Source organism: Collinsella sp. i05-0019-G5 (assembly GCF_042851345.1).
Taxonomy (GTDB): Bacteria; Actinomycetota; Coriobacteriia; order Coriobacteriales; family Coriobacteriaceae; genus Collinsella.
Genome location: NZ_AP031421.1, coordinates 13,933 through 27,984 on the forward strand (window position 1 = coordinate 13,933; position 14,052 = coordinate 27,984).

A 14,052-nucleotide genomic window follows, 5' to 3' on the forward strand; every position below is an offset into this window, starting at 1 on the left:
AAGGTGCCTGGTCCCTTTGTGGTGGTTGGTGGCTAAGCGGTGGGGAGTCCTGGCATGTTAGCCGGCTGCTGCGGCTTGAGGTGGGCGTTGCGCCAGATGATCTGGATAACGTAGCCGAGCATAAAGACAAAGGCTACGCCGCTGATGAAGTCACCTACGAGGGGAAGCCCCGTGAGGGCGCCTGCGATTACGCCGCCCACGGCTGCCATGGCGTAGCGGTTTTGGCTGTGTCCGACCATGCGGGCGATCGCACACCCCGCAAAGGCACTCGACACCAACGCGATGCCGATAACGCCGCACAAGAGGGCTCCGGCAAGCGACAGACCAGCGATAGAGATAATCAGCAGTAGGACGGCGGGGACGATAGCAATCGTGCTCAGAAGACCGCTCACCCACAGGGGCATGGGGCGCTGGTGGAGCATGCCGGCGGCGCTGGCGGTCGCGCGCGGAAAGACGAGCTCGAGCAGCAGGGCGACAAAGCAGGTCGAGAGTGCCGCGGCGACGATACCGCCGATGACATCGTTAACGGTGGAAGTATCCTCGTTCTCGGTGCGCTCGATCTTGAGCGCGCCTACCTCGGCGCCTGCGGCACGCTCGGGGTCCTCGGAGACGTGCGCGTTCACGGTGCCGGTGATGTGGGCGTTCTTGCCCAGGATGAGCTTGTCGGCCCAAACCTCGACATCGCCATTGACCGTGCCGTCGATAGTCACCGTGTCGCCCGCGAGCGCTGCCGACTTGACGGAGCCGCGCAGGGCGACCGTCTCGCCCACTGCGTAGAAGCAACTGGCAGTGCTATCGGTGTTGAGGATGATGTGCTGGCCGGCAACCGTAACGCTGCCGTCAACCGTGGTCTTGGCGATATCGATAGTGCGTGCCGCCAAGCGGACGGCGCCACCCACCGTGCAGTCGCGGATAGAGAGGGTATCGCCCGCGGCGATGATATCGCGGTCGATGGACACATCATCCAAGTTGAGGGCCTGACCGGCCCAGTACAGGTCACCCTCAACGCCGGACGGATTGGCGTCATTGTCGGTCGCAAGTACGTTGCCTGCGGTGTCCGTGCCGGCGAACGACGCCGTGGGAAGCACGGTGATCGCCAGCGCGATGAGCGCGAATAGGATGGTGATGCGGCCCCATGCTTTACGGCGCTGGGTCAACGGGAATTGATTGCAGGGCATAGTGAATCCTTCGTTAGATACTCGGCATATATCTAACAGGGTACCCAACGCGTGGGCGCTCTAAAAGAACCTCTCGGTTGCATTTCGAAGGGTCGTGCCGTGCTGTCTACTTTTTACGGTGCAAGAAGCGCGCGATATCTTCTTCGGTGGGGCTTTTGATGTCAAAGCGCAGCGAGAGCCAGCGCAGACCCATGGTCACGACAACGCATACGACCAGCGCGGCGACATTGCTCATGATGCCGCTCATAACGAGACACACATAGCTTGTCGATCCGGCGATGGCGGCGATGGCATAAAAGTTAGTACGTTGGAAAATACCCGGAACCACGCCCATAAAGCCGTCGCGCAGCATGCCGCCGCCCACCGCGGTGAAAAAGCCCATCATGATGCACACCGCCGGCGCAAAGCCGTAGACAAGCGCCTTGTCCGCTCCGGTGGCGGCGTAGATGCCGACCGAGATGATATCGAGCAGGGGAATGAGTTTTTCGGGCTTGTCGACGATTGCCGGGAAAATATAGATGATGGCTGCCGTGGCAATGGAAAGCGGCAGCGCCATCGGCTGGTTGAGGATGTAGACGTTGCCGACCTGGAGCGTCATATCGCGCAAAAGACCGCCGCCCAGACCGCAGACCACCGCGAGCGCGACCGCGCCCACCAGGTCGAGCTTGTGCTCGCGCGCAACCAGCACACCCGAGATCGATGCAGCGACAACAGCGAACATCTCGAGCCAAAACGGGATGGCAACCATGGCATCCGAGGCGTGTGCGGTAACGATCATAGCGGCGGCAACGGGCAAGATGGGGTCCTTTGAGTTACGGGTTTAGACAATGCCCGTACATAGTACATGGTTGGCGGGCCTGGCGACCCTATTGCTCGGTAAACGGTCGGGACTGGATGCGGGCGTAGGCACCAAACGTGTACATCAGCCTCCAAAGATGTCAAATAATGTCGGTTTTGGAGGGTGGTGTACATGTTTTGGTTGGGGTGTGCTGGGAAGACGCTACTCGGAAGGTGTGTCTTCGCCCTGCGCGCTCTTCCAGTTGCGGATAAGTGCCTTGCGCAGTTCGTTTTGCTTTCGCTGGTACTCGGCGTCCGTGCAGCGGGGCATACCGAGTGCTTCGCGAATGCTGTTCATGGCGCGATGAAAGGCAAGTTGACTTGCGAACTGTGCCGAGGTGAGCGTAACGATTCGATATCCCATTTGGACGAGTACGGCCTCTCGTTCCGCATCTGCGCCCTTGCGCTCGGTCTCGTCGTGAAAACCGCCCTTATATTCGATGCCGAGTTCTCTGCGCTGATAAGTAACAAGAGCGTCGATTTTGAGCGATCGGGCTTTTGTGCAATGCCAGAGACGTTGAGGGATTTCGAGCGGTTTGTTGAGTTCGATACCTCGGATGCCAACGCCGCCTTCGCTTGTTGGGAGCGAGAGGGCGATGGACGATGCGGTCTCCATGGGCGAGGCTGAGTGGTCGTAGATGTGTCTGAGCGCGAGTCTGGCGCGTGTGGCGCAGGGTTTGCCAGGGTGCCGATCGAGTAGCTCGACAATTTCGTCCTTGGAGGTGGTGGCTGGTTGCTCGGTGTAAGGGTCAGAGGGATTGAGCCCCATGCGATAGTCGCCGCAAACTTCGTAACCATACTCGAGGTATTCGATCCTATCCATCCACTCGGCAGCGAGCACGAAGGTGAAGGCTTCGTCGGTGATAAAGATGCCGGGCGTAAGCTCGTCAATATGGTCGTAGGGTAGGTTTTGGCCGAGAACGTGGCAAGTGACACCGTTGGTGCGAATTCGCTCGAAAGCAAATACTACGGAGATGTCGATAGTCTTGAGCATGGTGGACGGAATGCCGCAGTCGGTAAGTGCCTGCCGAATGCGCGCGATGCGTTGCTGGGTAGAGAGGCCCCGCACGCCTATCTGGTAGTCGCGTTGTGCGACGGCTTGAACCAGGTTCCGCGGTGCATGATGGACGAGCCATGCCGTTTTATGCGAAATGAGAACAGGAGTATCCATTAGGGACCTCTCGCTTTATGCCGATATGCAGTCCTTATGTCCGTTGAAGTGAGGAAATATACCGAATGCTGGCAAAATGGCCAATCGTGCGCCGAGCGCGATATGCAAAGGTGTATATCAGCCTCCAAAGATGTCGAAAAATGTCGTTTTTGGAGGGTGATGTACATGGTTGGTTGGGACGTGCGGCCAAGAGAGGATTCGATAACAAAAAAGCCCCCAATACCGGGAGCTTTCTCAATCTAAATGGCGGAGGAGGAGGGATTCGAACCCTCGTGACCTTATACAGGCCAAACGGTTTTCGAGACCGCCGCATTCAACCACTCTGCCACCCCTCCGCGTGGGGTAAAAACAAAGCAGGCTCGAAGGCCTGCTTTGGAATTAACTGGCGGAGAGTCAGGGATTTGAACCCTGGAGACGCTTTTGACGCCTACACGATTTCCAATCGTGCTCCTTCGGCCACTCGGACAACTCTCCGTTAAATGCGAAAGTCAGTATACACGAGGAATCGCAAAGTGCAAACAGAAAAGTTGGCATTTTTTAAAACGCTCGGCCGCGCTTGGCGTTGCAGTGGGGTTTGAGGTGCCAAAAAAACGGCTTCCGACCAGCGTGGTTGATCAACTCAATTGTTCAAAAGGGGTATTCATAAGCGACTTGGCAATGAATTTAAAAATCTTTGGGTGGTGCTGTGGACCGCTGGTATGCATTTTGCGACCACAGCCTTGTGCCCGTTGACCTGCGGCTTGGCTCAGCTCGTCCCCACGGCACCGTATCGTGTCCACAGATTCGTCAAGCTTTTGGTAAGCATTTGGTTGGAATGCGCATGAAACGTCGTGCGAGTATGGGCATATGTGGAGGTCATGAGGTTGTAGCTGCAAATTCTTGCAGCCTAGGAGGTTGAAAGATATTATTACCAAGTCTTTTCCTGCTTCAGGCGCACCTTCACGACCTGAAGCCACATTTGCCCAGAGGAGGTGACAATATGAAGGCTTATGAACTGCTGTTCTTTGTTGACCCGTCGCTCGACCCCGAGACTCGTCTCGCTGTTATGAAGCGTATCGATACCACGATCGCTGAGGGCGCTGGCAAGGTCGACTCCGTTGACGAGTGGGGCAAGCGCAAGCTCGCCTACGAGATCAACGACCTCACCGATGGTGACTACACCCTCATCAACTTCCACGCAGATCCTACCCAGATCGCCGAGCTTGATCGCGTCCTGCGCATCACCGACGCTGTGGTCCGCCACATGATCGTCCGTCGCGACGACCAGGAGTAAGACTGTCGTTTTGGACTGGGCTTGTGCCCCAAGAGGAAGTAGTGAGTTATGAGCATCAATCGAGTGAACATCACCGGTAACCTCACCCGCGATCCCGAGCTGCGCGCCACCGCCGGCGGAACCCAGGTTCTGTCCTTTGGCGTCGCCGTGAACGATCGTCGCCGCAACGCGCAGACTGGCGAGTGGGAGGACTATCCCAACTTTGTCGACTGCACCATGTTCGGCACCCGCGCCGAGGCCGTGAGCCGTTTCCTGGCAAAGGGAAACAAGGTCACGATCGAGGGCAAGCTGCGCTACAGCTCTTGGGAGCGCGACGGCCAGCGCCGGAGCAAACTTGAGGTCATCGTCGATGAGATCGAGTTTATGAGCTCCCGTGGTGGCCAGGGTGGCTACGATCAGGGCGGTTACGCCCCCGCAGCTCCCGCGCCCGCAGCACGTCCTGCCGCACCGGTGGCCACGCCGCCCGCGGTCGACGTCTACGATGAGGACATCCCGTTCTAAGGGTTGTTCACCTATTTTTGAGTGAGAGGCGGCTTCGGTTCGCCGAAGTTGCCAAATGAAAGGTATTTTGACATGGCTAATGATTTTTCTGCACGTCAGCCGCGTCGTAAGTACTGCCAGTTCTGCAAGGAGAACACTGAGTTCATTGACTATAAGGACACTCAGCTTCTCCGTAAGTACATGACCGACCGTGGCAAGATCAAGCCCCGTCGCGTCACTGGCGCTTGCACGCAGCATCAGCATGACATCGCCAACGCCATCAAGCGCGCCCGCGAGATGGCTCTCCTGCCGTACACCGTCCCCGTGGTTTCCTCTCGTGGCAACCGCGACCGCGGCTAAGAAGGGAGACGCATCATGAAGGTTATTCTTCTCGATGAGATCAAGGGCAAGGGCGGCGAGGGTGACGTCGTAGAGGTCGCTCAGGGTTACGCTGAGAACTTCCTGTTCCCCAAGAAGCTCGCTGTTGCCGCCACCAAGGGCAACCTCAAGCAGCTTGACGAGCGTCGCAACAACATCGCCAAGCGCGAGGCCGTCCGTCTGGCTACCGCCAACGAGACCAAGGCTGCCTTCGAGGGCAAGACGGTCACCGTTGACGTCAAGGTCGGCGACGAGGGCATCCTCTTTGGCTCCGTTACCGCCGCTATGATCGCTGATGCCATCAAGGCTCAGCTCGGTATGGACATCGACCGCAAGCGCGTCGAGCTCGGTAAGCCCATCAAGGTTGCCGGTGCCCACACCGTTGCCATCTCGCTGTACCGCGAGATCAAGGCCGAGGTTGTCGTTCTCGTCGGCGTTACCGCCGAGGAGCTCGCTGCCGAGGCTGAGGTCGAGGAGGCCGCTGAGGTCGCCGAGGCCGAGACCGCCGAGGTCGAGACTGAGGCTGCTGCCGAGTAGCATTTGCTGCAACGCAACAATCTTGTTCTAAGAAGGGCGCTCTGGGAAACCAGGGCGCCCTTTTTGCTTTTTAGCGCGATGCGAGCGCCATAGAGGGCGTTGCGGTGAGGTCTATTCGTGGGACCGTTCATCCGTTTGGTTCGGTGATGATTGGCCGCGCGCGGCGCGTTTTGGGACCGTGGCTGATACTATGGATGCTCGCAAGCGATATGAATGAGGATGCTCATGGCATATGACGATAGGGAGATCGGGCTGACGGTCGAGGACCGCGGCTCAAAGTTGGGTCTTCCCCAAAACCAAGATGCAGAGGCCAATGTACTGGCCGCTATGCTGCTATCGCCCGAGGTGGTCGAAGAGGCCCAGGTCGAGCTGCAGCCCGATGACTTCTACCGGCCCATTCATAAGACCATCTATACTGCGATGGTCGATATGTACAACAGCCGCATTCCCATCGACTCCATCTCGCTGATCGATTACCTGCGCAGCATCAACAAGCTCGATGCCGTGGGCGGCGAGGCGTACATTTTGGAGTTGATGGGTCAGACCCTGTCGCTCGTCAACTGGCAGCACCATGCCGCCATCGTTCGCCGCGACTCGATGCTGCGCGAGCTGATCGGCGCCACTAACGAGATCAACGCGCTGGCATATAACGCCCCCACCGACACCAAAGAGGTTGTCGAGCTGGCCGAGAGCAAGCTGCTCAAGGTTACGGCGCGCGAGGTCAAGTCGAGCTACAAGACGTTGACCGAGTTTATGGTCGAGGCCTATAACGAGGCCGAGGAAGTGTGCCAGGCCGGTGGCCAGGCTGCGGGCGTGCCCACGGGCTTTCCGTCACTCGACCGCATGCTCATGGGTTTTCGCGAGGGCCAGCTCATCATCATCGGCGCCCGTCCTGCTGTAGGTAAGACGTCGTTCGCTCTGAACCTGGCGCTCAACGCTGCCGCTGCTGGTTATACCGTCGGCTTCTTCTCGCTGGAGATGTCGGGCAAGGAAATTGCCCAGCGTCTGATTTGCGCCTACGCCATGATCTCGATCAGTGACTTCCGCATGGGCCGCATTAGCCCCGAGCAGTGGGCCAATATCAACGAGGCCACGCAGACCTTGTCTAAGCTCGATATTCTGATTGACGATACGCCCGGCACCACAGTGACCGAGATTCGCGCCAAGAGCCGCCGTATGCTCCATAACAAGGAGAAGGCAATTATCATCCTGGACTACCTGCAGCTGGTGAGTCCTCCGCCGGGCCGTCGTTCCGAGAGCCGTACCGTCGAGGTTTCGGAGATGTCGCGTGGTCTGAAGATCATGGCCAAGGAGCTCAAGATCCCGCTCATCGCGCTGTCGCAGCTCTCGCGTCAGGTCGAATCCCGTACCGGCAAGCGCCCGCAGCTTTCCGACCTTCGTGAATCGGGCTCCATCGAGCAGGACGCCGATATCGTTATGTTCTTGGACCGCTCCGCCGACGAGGCCGAAGCCTCGCGTGACGATCGACCCGACGAGGGCGTTACGCGTATCGTCGTGGCCAAGAACCGTTCGGGCCCGATCGGCGACGTCGACCTGATGTTCCTGCCGGCATCCACCAAGTTCTATGAGCTTGATGGGGCACATGCCGAGGAGTAGGACAGGCGCCCGTTGCACGGGTATACTGGGAATGTTTTGTGCTTCTGCGTGCCGGCGTGGCGCGTAGACAGTCCATGAATGTAAGGAGTAAACATGCCGTCAACCGTTTTGGTCGGTGCCCAGTGGGGCGATGAGGGCAAGGGTAAGATTTGCGACCTGGTCGCCGGCGACTTCGATGCCGTCGTGCGCTACTCGGGCGGCAACAACGCCGGTCACACCATCGTCGTCAACGGCAAGAAGTACGGCCTGCACCAGGTGCCCTCCGGCATCATGTATTCCGACCACGTGTCGGTGATCGGTAACGGCTGCGTCGTCAACCCCAAGGTTGTCCTTGAGGAGATCGATATGTTCGAGGCCGACGGCATCACCACCAAGAACCTCAAGATTAGCGGCAACGCGCATGTCATCATGCCGTACCACATCGATCTGGATGGCGCCTTTGAGCAGAAGCTCGGCAAGAAGAACATCGGTACCACCAAGCGCGGCATCGGTCCGTGCTATCAGGACAAGATGGCTCGCATCGGCCTGCGCATGCAGGACATGCTGGACGAGGCACTGTTCCGCGACAAGCTGGAGACCGCTCTCGCCCGCGTGAACCCCGAGCTCGAGCTCATCTACAACCTGCCCACCTACACCGTGGACCAGATTTGCGACGAGTACCTGCCGATGGCCGAGCGCCTGCGTCCCTACATCACCGAGACGAGCCTGCTGCTCAACAACATGATCGACGAGGGCAAGGACCTGCTGTTTGAGGGCGCCCAGGCGACGCTGCTCGACATCGACCACGGCACCTATCCGTACGTGACGTCCTCCAACTGCACCGCCGGCGGTGCCATCACCGGATCCGGCGTCGGTATGAAGAATGTCGACCGCGTGCTGGGCGTCATGAAGGCCTATATCACCCGCGTCGGTTCGGGCCCCATGCCCACCGAGCTTTCCTATGAGTCCGAGGCCGGTCACACGCTGACCGAGGAGGGCTACGAGTACGGCGTGACCACCGGTCGCCGTCGTCGCTGCGGCTGGTTCGACGGCCCCATCGCCAACTACGCCTCGCGCGTCAACGGCCTCACCGATATCGCCATGACCAAGCTCGACGTGCTTTCGGCTTTCGACACCATCAAGGTGTGCGTGGCCTACGACGTCGATGGCGAGCGCTATACCAGCGTGCCCGAGCATCAGGTTCGCTTTGAGCACGCCAAGCCCATCTACGAGGAGCTTCCTGGCTGGAAGTGCGATATCACCGGCTGCCGCAGCTTTGAGGAGCTGCCGCAGGAGGCTCAGGACTACGTGGCGTTTATCGAGGATCTGGCACACACCCGCGTGACGTTCATTGGCGTTGGCGCTGGTCGCGAGCAGATCATCAACCGATTCTGGAAGTAATCGGGACTATTTGGTTATTGCGATATACCCCTTTGCAGCCCGGACGGGCGGCCGAGGGGTATATTTGCTTGCAAAGGGCTCGCGCGGAGCGGGCCATTCATCCATAGAGGAGGCACCCTTGAAGGCGGACACTCAAACCATCGACATCCTGTTGTTGGGCAGCGGCGGCCGTGAGCATGCTTTGGCAGCTAAGCTCGCAGCATCACCGCGCGCCGGCAAGCTCTACATCGCGCCGGGCAACGGCGGCACCGCGAGCTGCGGCGAGAACGTTGTTCTCGACGACTGCGATCCTGCGGCCGTGGCGGCGTTTGCTCAGAGCCACGGATGCGGACTCGTGGTAATTGGCCCCGAGGCTCCGCTCGTGGCGGGCGTGGCCGACGCCGTGCGCGCGGCGGGTATTCCCTGCTTTGGCCCGGGTGCCGAGGGTGCCCGTATGGAGGGCTCCAAGCTATTCTCCAAGCAGCTCATGGAGCGTGCCGGCATTCCGACGGCCGCCTACGGCTCGTTCACCGACGAGGCTTCGGCTCTCGCCTACGTGCGCGAGCAGGGCGCACCGCTGGTCGTGAAGGCTGACGGCCTGGCCGCAGGCAAGGGCGTCATCGTGGCGACCGAGCTCGAGCAGGCCGAGGAGGCCGTGCGCGAGTGCTTTGGCGGCACCTTCGGCGATGCCGGCAACACCGTGGTCATCGAGGAGATGCTGACCGGCCCCGAGTGCTCGCTGCTGGCCTTTACCGACGGCAAGACCGTGCGCCCCATGGCCACCTCGCAGGACCACAAGCGCGCGCTCGAGGGCGACAAGGGTCCCAACACCGGCGGCATGGGCGTCTACAGCCCGGTGCCCATCGTGACTGACGAGGAGCACGCCACCATGGTGGCGGTCATGGAGCAGACCGTGGCCGAGCTCGCTGCCGAGGGCATCGACTACCGCGGCTGCCTGTACGGCGGCTTTATGCTCACACCCGCCGGCCCCAAGGTGCTGGAGTTCAACGCCCGCTTTGGCGACCCCGAGACGCAGGTCGTGCTTCCGCGCCTTAAGAACGACCTGGTCGAGGTCATGCTGGCTTGTGCCAACTGCGAGCTCGATCAGATTGAACTCGACTGGCGTGACGAGTGGGCCGTGGCCGTTGTCCTGACGAGCGCGGGCTACCCCGGCAGCTACGAGAAGGGCAAGGTCATCACCGGTATCGCCGATGCCGAGGCCATGGAGAACGTGACCGTGTACCACGCGGGCACTGCCGTGGTGGACGGCCAGCTCGTGACCAATGGTGGCCGCGTGCTTGCCGTGACCGCTCTGGGCGACACGTTCGAGAACGCTCGCAACCTTGCCTACGAGGCCTGCGAGAAGATTGATTTTGAGGGCAAGACCCTGCGTCACGACATCGGCCTGCGCGCGCTGCGCGGCCGCGACGCCTGGGATGCCTAAAGTCCGAGAGGAATGAGACGGATGGACGAGAAGAACGAAGAGCTCGTGGACGCGCAGATCGTCGAAGAGGACAGCCGCATGTATGGGCACGCCGAGGGCGAGCCTGGTGGCGAGGTCTCTGACGAGCCGGCGCTGGTGCTGGGCGATGACGACCCGCACGATGCCGAGCTGCACGAGAAGATTCTTTCGGAGGAATGCGCCTGGAAGGGCAAGATCCTCGACGTCCACCGTCTTGAGGTTGAGCTGCCCAACGGTCACCGCAGCGCCCGCGATATCGTTCGCCATCCGGGTGCGGCGGCCGTTGTGGCACTGACCGAGAGCGGCAAGATCGTACTGGTGCGTCAGTACCGCACCGCCATCGACCGCGTGACGGTCGAGATTCCCGCCGGCAAGCTCGATCCAGGCGAGGACCCGCTCGATTGCGCCAAACGCGAACTGCACGAGGAGACGGGCTTTAGGGCCGGTCGTATTCGCTTTTTGACGTCGATTGTCACGTCCTGCGGTTTTTGCGATGAGATCATCCACATCTACTTGGCTACCAAGCTCGAGTTTGATGCGCCCAACCCCGATGATGACGAGTTTGTCAACGTGGACCTGGTGCCGCTGCACGAGCTGATCGATGCCGTGCTCGACGGCAAGATCGAAGACGCCAAGACCGTCGTGGGCGCCTTGGCATGCGATAGCATCGCGCACCGACTAGGCGGAGCGGAGCTTTAACGAGCGGGGATGATCCCGCAGGTTTGTGTAAGTCAGCGAAAGTGCTCCATTTGAGACAAGGTGGCCTAAAAGAGGAGGGAAGCGTATGGATATACGCGACCGACGATTGAAGGCCAGATTGTCCAAATGGAGCACTTGCAGCGTCGAGACGAAACGCGGTTTGGTAAAACCGCGTAAGGTGATTATGTTTAAGAGGTTTCTTTCGTATTACGAGCCCCAGATGGGGCTTTTTGTTGCTGATACTGTTTGTGCTCTGGTGCTTGCCGCCATTGACCTTGCTTTTCCTATTATTCTGCGTAATTTGACCGGTGGGCTATTTACTCAGGGTCAGGCTGCCATTATGCAGGCGCTCGGCATGATCGCGGTGGGCTTGGTGCTGATGTATGCCGTCCGCTGCGCCTGCCGCTACTTTGTGAGCTATTGGGGTCACGTGATGGGCGCGCGCATGGAGTCCAAGATGCGCGAGGACCTGTTCGACCAGTATGAGCGCTTTAGCTTTGCGTACTTCGACCGCAACAGCTCGGGCGACATGATGAGCCGCGTGGTCAACGACCTGTTCGATATCTGCGAGGCGGCGCATCACGTGCCCGAGTGGATCATCATCTGCGGCATCGAGATCATCGGCTCGTTTGTGATCCTCTTTACCATCGCCCCGGTCCTGGCGCTCGCCATGGCCGTGGTGACGGCGGCGTTTGCGGTCATCATGTTTTGGCAGAACATGCGCATGCGCGAGGTCTTCAGCGACAACCGCAAAAAAATCAGCGGCATCAATGCGCAGCTGCAGGATTCGCTGGCGGGCATGCGCGTGGTCAAGAGCTTTGCCAATGAGGAGACCGAACGCTTCAAGTTCCGCGCCTCCAACAATCGCTATCTTTCGTCCAAGGAGAACATGTATCACGCCATGGGCGTCTATACCGCGACGTATGGCCTGCTCTCGGGTGTGCTCTATGTGATCGTGGTGCTGCTGGGCGGCTGGCTGGTCGCCAAGGGACAGCTGCAGGCGGTCGATATGGCGACCTTTGCACTCTATATTTCGCTGTTCTGCACGCCGCTCGAGACACTCGTTAATTCGGCCGAAACGTATCAGAAGGCTATCGCCGGCTTTAAGCGTATGGACGAGGTGCTCTCGACCGCGCCGGATATCCAGGACAAGCCGGGCGCTACGGATCTGCAGGTGACTGCCGGCGCCGTGGAGTATCACGATGTGTGCTTTAACTACGAGGATGTCGAGCTGGGCGAGGGCGATGCCGACGAGCGTCCCGTTATCGACCATATGGACCTGTCCATCAAGCCCGGGCAGACCATCGCTTTGGTTGGCCCTTCGGGCGGCGGCAAGTCCACGACCTGTTCGCTGCTGCCGCGCTTTTATGACGTGGCTACCGGATCCATTAGCATCGACGGCCAGGACGTGCGTGATGTGACGCAGCAGAGCCTGCGTCGCGCCATCGGCCTGGTGCAGCAGGATGTCTATCTGTTTGACGGTACGATTGGCGAGAACATCGCCTACGGCAAGCCGAGCGCTACGGCGGAAGAGATCGCCGACGCCGCCCGTCGCGCCAATATCGATACCTTTATCGAATCGCTTCCACAGGGCTACGACACCGTGGTGGGCGAGCGCGGCAGCCGTCTTTCGGGCGGACAGAAGCAGCGCGTTGCCATCGCGCGCGTGTTTCTCAAGAACCCCAAGATCCTGATCTTGGACGAGGCGACGAGTGCTTTGGATAACGAGAGCGAGGAGGCGGTGCAGGAGTCGCTCGAAGAGCTGGCACGCGGCCGTACCACAATCATCATCGCCCACCGTCTCTCGACCATTAAACACGCCGATGAGATTGCGACCGTTGAGCATGGTCGCGTTGTGGAACGTGGCACGCACGAGGAGCTTCTCGCCCGTGGCGGCACCTATGCCCGTTACTATCGAATGCAGTTCGAAGGTGCGCGTGCGCACGAGCTCGACTGATTGATATGACAGGAAGTTTATGGCTGACAAGAACCCTTTGACTCCGGAAGAAGTGACGGAGTTATTCTCCGAAATCGATGCATCCGGCGTCTTGGATCCTACGCTTGCCAAAAAGCGTACCGAGCGCATGCGTGAGAAGGAGGCTGCGGCCAAGCGCGGTGACAAAGCGGCGCTAGCACAGCTGCGCAGCGAGGACCGCGCGAGCCAGGCAAAACATATCGACCCGCTGTCCGAGGACGATCCTTCGGGCTCGCAGGTGAGCCATACCATTACGAAGACCGCGATGGCCGTGGTTATCGGTATTTTGGTGCTGATCGTGGGCATGCAGATCGGCTACGGCGTGATGCGCCGTCTGAATACCGCCAACCTGTCCGAGAGCGTTTCGGTTGATACCGTTTCTACAGCACTCAAGGGTGGACTCGAGTGGGGCAACGGCTTTACGCAGTTCCCGCTCGACTTTACCGTCGATGAAGCCGATGAGCGTACGGGCACGGTCGAGGTGACGGTGTTGGACACATCGTCTGCCAACGAGCTCGAGCTGCTGTCCAACGGGCAGATCCAGGCCGCGGCGCTTGCGACCAACGCGCTGCTCAACGACAAGATCGACCGCGTGGTGTATAACGTTCACGCCTATATCGACGAGGATAGCAACATTCAGCACGATTCCTTCTTTGGCATGTTCCCCGCGCGGGGCCACCAGAGCGCCATTTTGACGTTCGTGTGGACCAAGAGCTCATCCAACGCCACGAGTATCGACTGGAAGATGCGCATCGTGAGTATGGATGACACCATCGCCGAGCGCATTCAGAAGCAGGTGAACTCGGTGTCGTCGTTGATTGAGGACCCGGTGGTGAGCCAGACCAAGATTGACGAGGAAAAGGCCGAGCGTGACCTGGAACATCGTCTGCATGGCCGCGAGATTTTCCGCGGCGGCAAGCCCGATCGCACACCGTCCGAACTGCTGGAGCAGGACAAGAAAAAATAAGAGACCATCATCCCGCGTGAGCCACAAGCCCCGCGGGATGATTTTTTAATCCCCGTCCCAGAGAAATCATTATGCATAGAAAGTCATAATTATCATTTCGTAAACATTTCGATGAAATT

Annotated in this window: 13 protein-coding genes and 2 tRNA genes; 10 read left to right on the forward strand and 5 right to left on the reverse strand. The window is 59.5% G+C overall.

Going from position 1 to position 14,052, the window contains the following annotated elements; translation table 11 throughout:
• Positions 1–32: 32 nt before the first annotated feature.
• The 5 genes from ACGHIZ_RS00075 to ACGHIZ_RS00095 form a co-directional block, all read right to left on the reverse strand.
• A complete protein-coding gene (locus tag ACGHIZ_RS00075; RefSeq protein WP_138374281.1) occupies positions 33–1,178 on the reverse strand; it encodes a hypothetical protein in 1,146 nt (381 codons plus the stop codon).
• 106 nt (positions 1,179–1,284) lie between these two features.
• Positions 1,285–1,974, reverse strand: coding sequence for a trimeric intracellular cation channel family protein (locus ACGHIZ_RS00080; RefSeq protein WP_229025829.1), 690 nt, complete (start codon positions 1,972–1,974; stop codon positions 1,285–1,287).
• A gap of 204 nt (positions 1,975–2,178) precedes the next feature.
• The gene (locus ACGHIZ_RS00085) at positions 2,179–3,186 is read right to left on the reverse strand and encodes a hypothetical protein (RefSeq protein WP_390448247.1); all 1,008 of its coding nucleotides are present in this window, start codon (positions 3,184–3,186) and stop codon (positions 2,179–2,181) included.
• A 244-nt stretch (positions 3,187–3,430) separates the two neighbouring features.
• A tRNA-Ser gene (locus ACGHIZ_RS00090) sits at positions 3,431–3,521 on the reverse strand.
• A 48-nt stretch (positions 3,522–3,569) separates the two neighbouring features.
• Positions 3,570–3,660 (reverse strand) — tRNA-Ser (locus tag ACGHIZ_RS00095).
• Positions 3,661–4,165: 505 nt separating this feature from the next.
• Here ACGHIZ_RS00095 and rpsF point away from each other — a divergent pair.
• The 10 genes from rpsF (at position 4,166) to ACGHIZ_RS00145 (ending at position 13,933) form a co-directional block, all read left to right on the forward strand.
• Positions 4,166–4,459: a 30S ribosomal protein S6 gene (rpsF, locus tag ACGHIZ_RS00100; protein WP_006235831.1), complete on the forward strand. Its 294-nt coding sequence runs from the start codon at positions 4,166–4,168 to the stop codon at positions 4,457–4,459.
• Between the two features lie 48 nt (positions 4,460–4,507).
• Positions 4,508–4,960 (forward strand): single-stranded DNA-binding protein, encoded by a 453-nt coding sequence (locus tag ACGHIZ_RS00105; RefSeq protein WP_390448250.1) that lies wholly within the window; start codon positions 4,508–4,510, stop codon positions 4,958–4,960.
• A gap of 72 nt (positions 4,961–5,032) precedes the next feature.
• Positions 5,033–5,299: a 30S ribosomal protein S18 gene (gene rpsR, locus ACGHIZ_RS00110; protein WP_006235829.1), complete on the forward strand. Its 267-nt coding sequence runs from the start codon at positions 5,033–5,035 to the stop codon at positions 5,297–5,299.
• Positions 5,300–5,314: 15 nt separating this feature from the next.
• Positions 5,315–5,854 carry a 50S ribosomal protein L9 gene (gene rplI / locus ACGHIZ_RS00115; RefSeq protein WP_022094073.1) on the forward strand — a complete coding sequence of 180 codons (540 nt, stop codon included), beginning with the start codon at positions 5,315–5,317 and terminating at the stop codon, positions 5,852–5,854.
• A 219-nt stretch (positions 5,855–6,073) separates the two neighbouring features.
• Positions 6,074–7,471: a replicative DNA helicase gene (gene dnaB, locus ACGHIZ_RS00120; RefSeq protein ID WP_138374342.1), complete on the forward strand. Its 1,398-nt coding sequence runs from the start codon at positions 6,074–6,076 to the stop codon at positions 7,469–7,471.
• A gap of 93 nt (positions 7,472–7,564) precedes the next feature.
• Complete coding sequence (locus tag ACGHIZ_RS00125) at positions 7,565–8,851, forward strand: adenylosuccinate synthase (protein ID WP_006235826.1); 1,287 nt, start codon at positions 7,565–7,567, stop codon at positions 8,849–8,851.
• A 118-nt stretch (positions 8,852–8,969) separates the two neighbouring features.
• Positions 8,970–10,274 (forward strand): phosphoribosylamine--glycine ligase, encoded by a 1,305-nt coding sequence (gene purD, locus ACGHIZ_RS00130; protein ID WP_225094057.1) that lies wholly within the window; start codon positions 8,970–8,972, stop codon positions 10,272–10,274.
• Between the two features lie 21 nt (positions 10,275–10,295).
• Positions 10,296–10,991, forward strand: a complete 696-nt coding sequence (locus tag ACGHIZ_RS00135; RefSeq protein WP_225094058.1) for an NUDIX domain-containing protein — start codon at positions 10,296–10,298, stop codon at positions 10,989–10,991.
• 184 nt (positions 10,992–11,175) lie between these two features.
• Positions 11,176–12,948, forward strand: coding sequence for an ABC transporter ATP-binding protein (locus ACGHIZ_RS00140; RefSeq protein WP_225094059.1), 1,773 nt, complete (start codon positions 11,176–11,178; stop codon positions 12,946–12,948).
• Positions 12,949–12,967: 19 nt separating this feature from the next.
• A complete protein-coding gene (locus ACGHIZ_RS00145) occupies positions 12,968–13,933 on the forward strand; it encodes a hypothetical protein (protein WP_006235822.1) in 966 nt (321 codons plus the stop codon).
• Positions 13,934–14,052 lie beyond the last annotated feature (119 nt).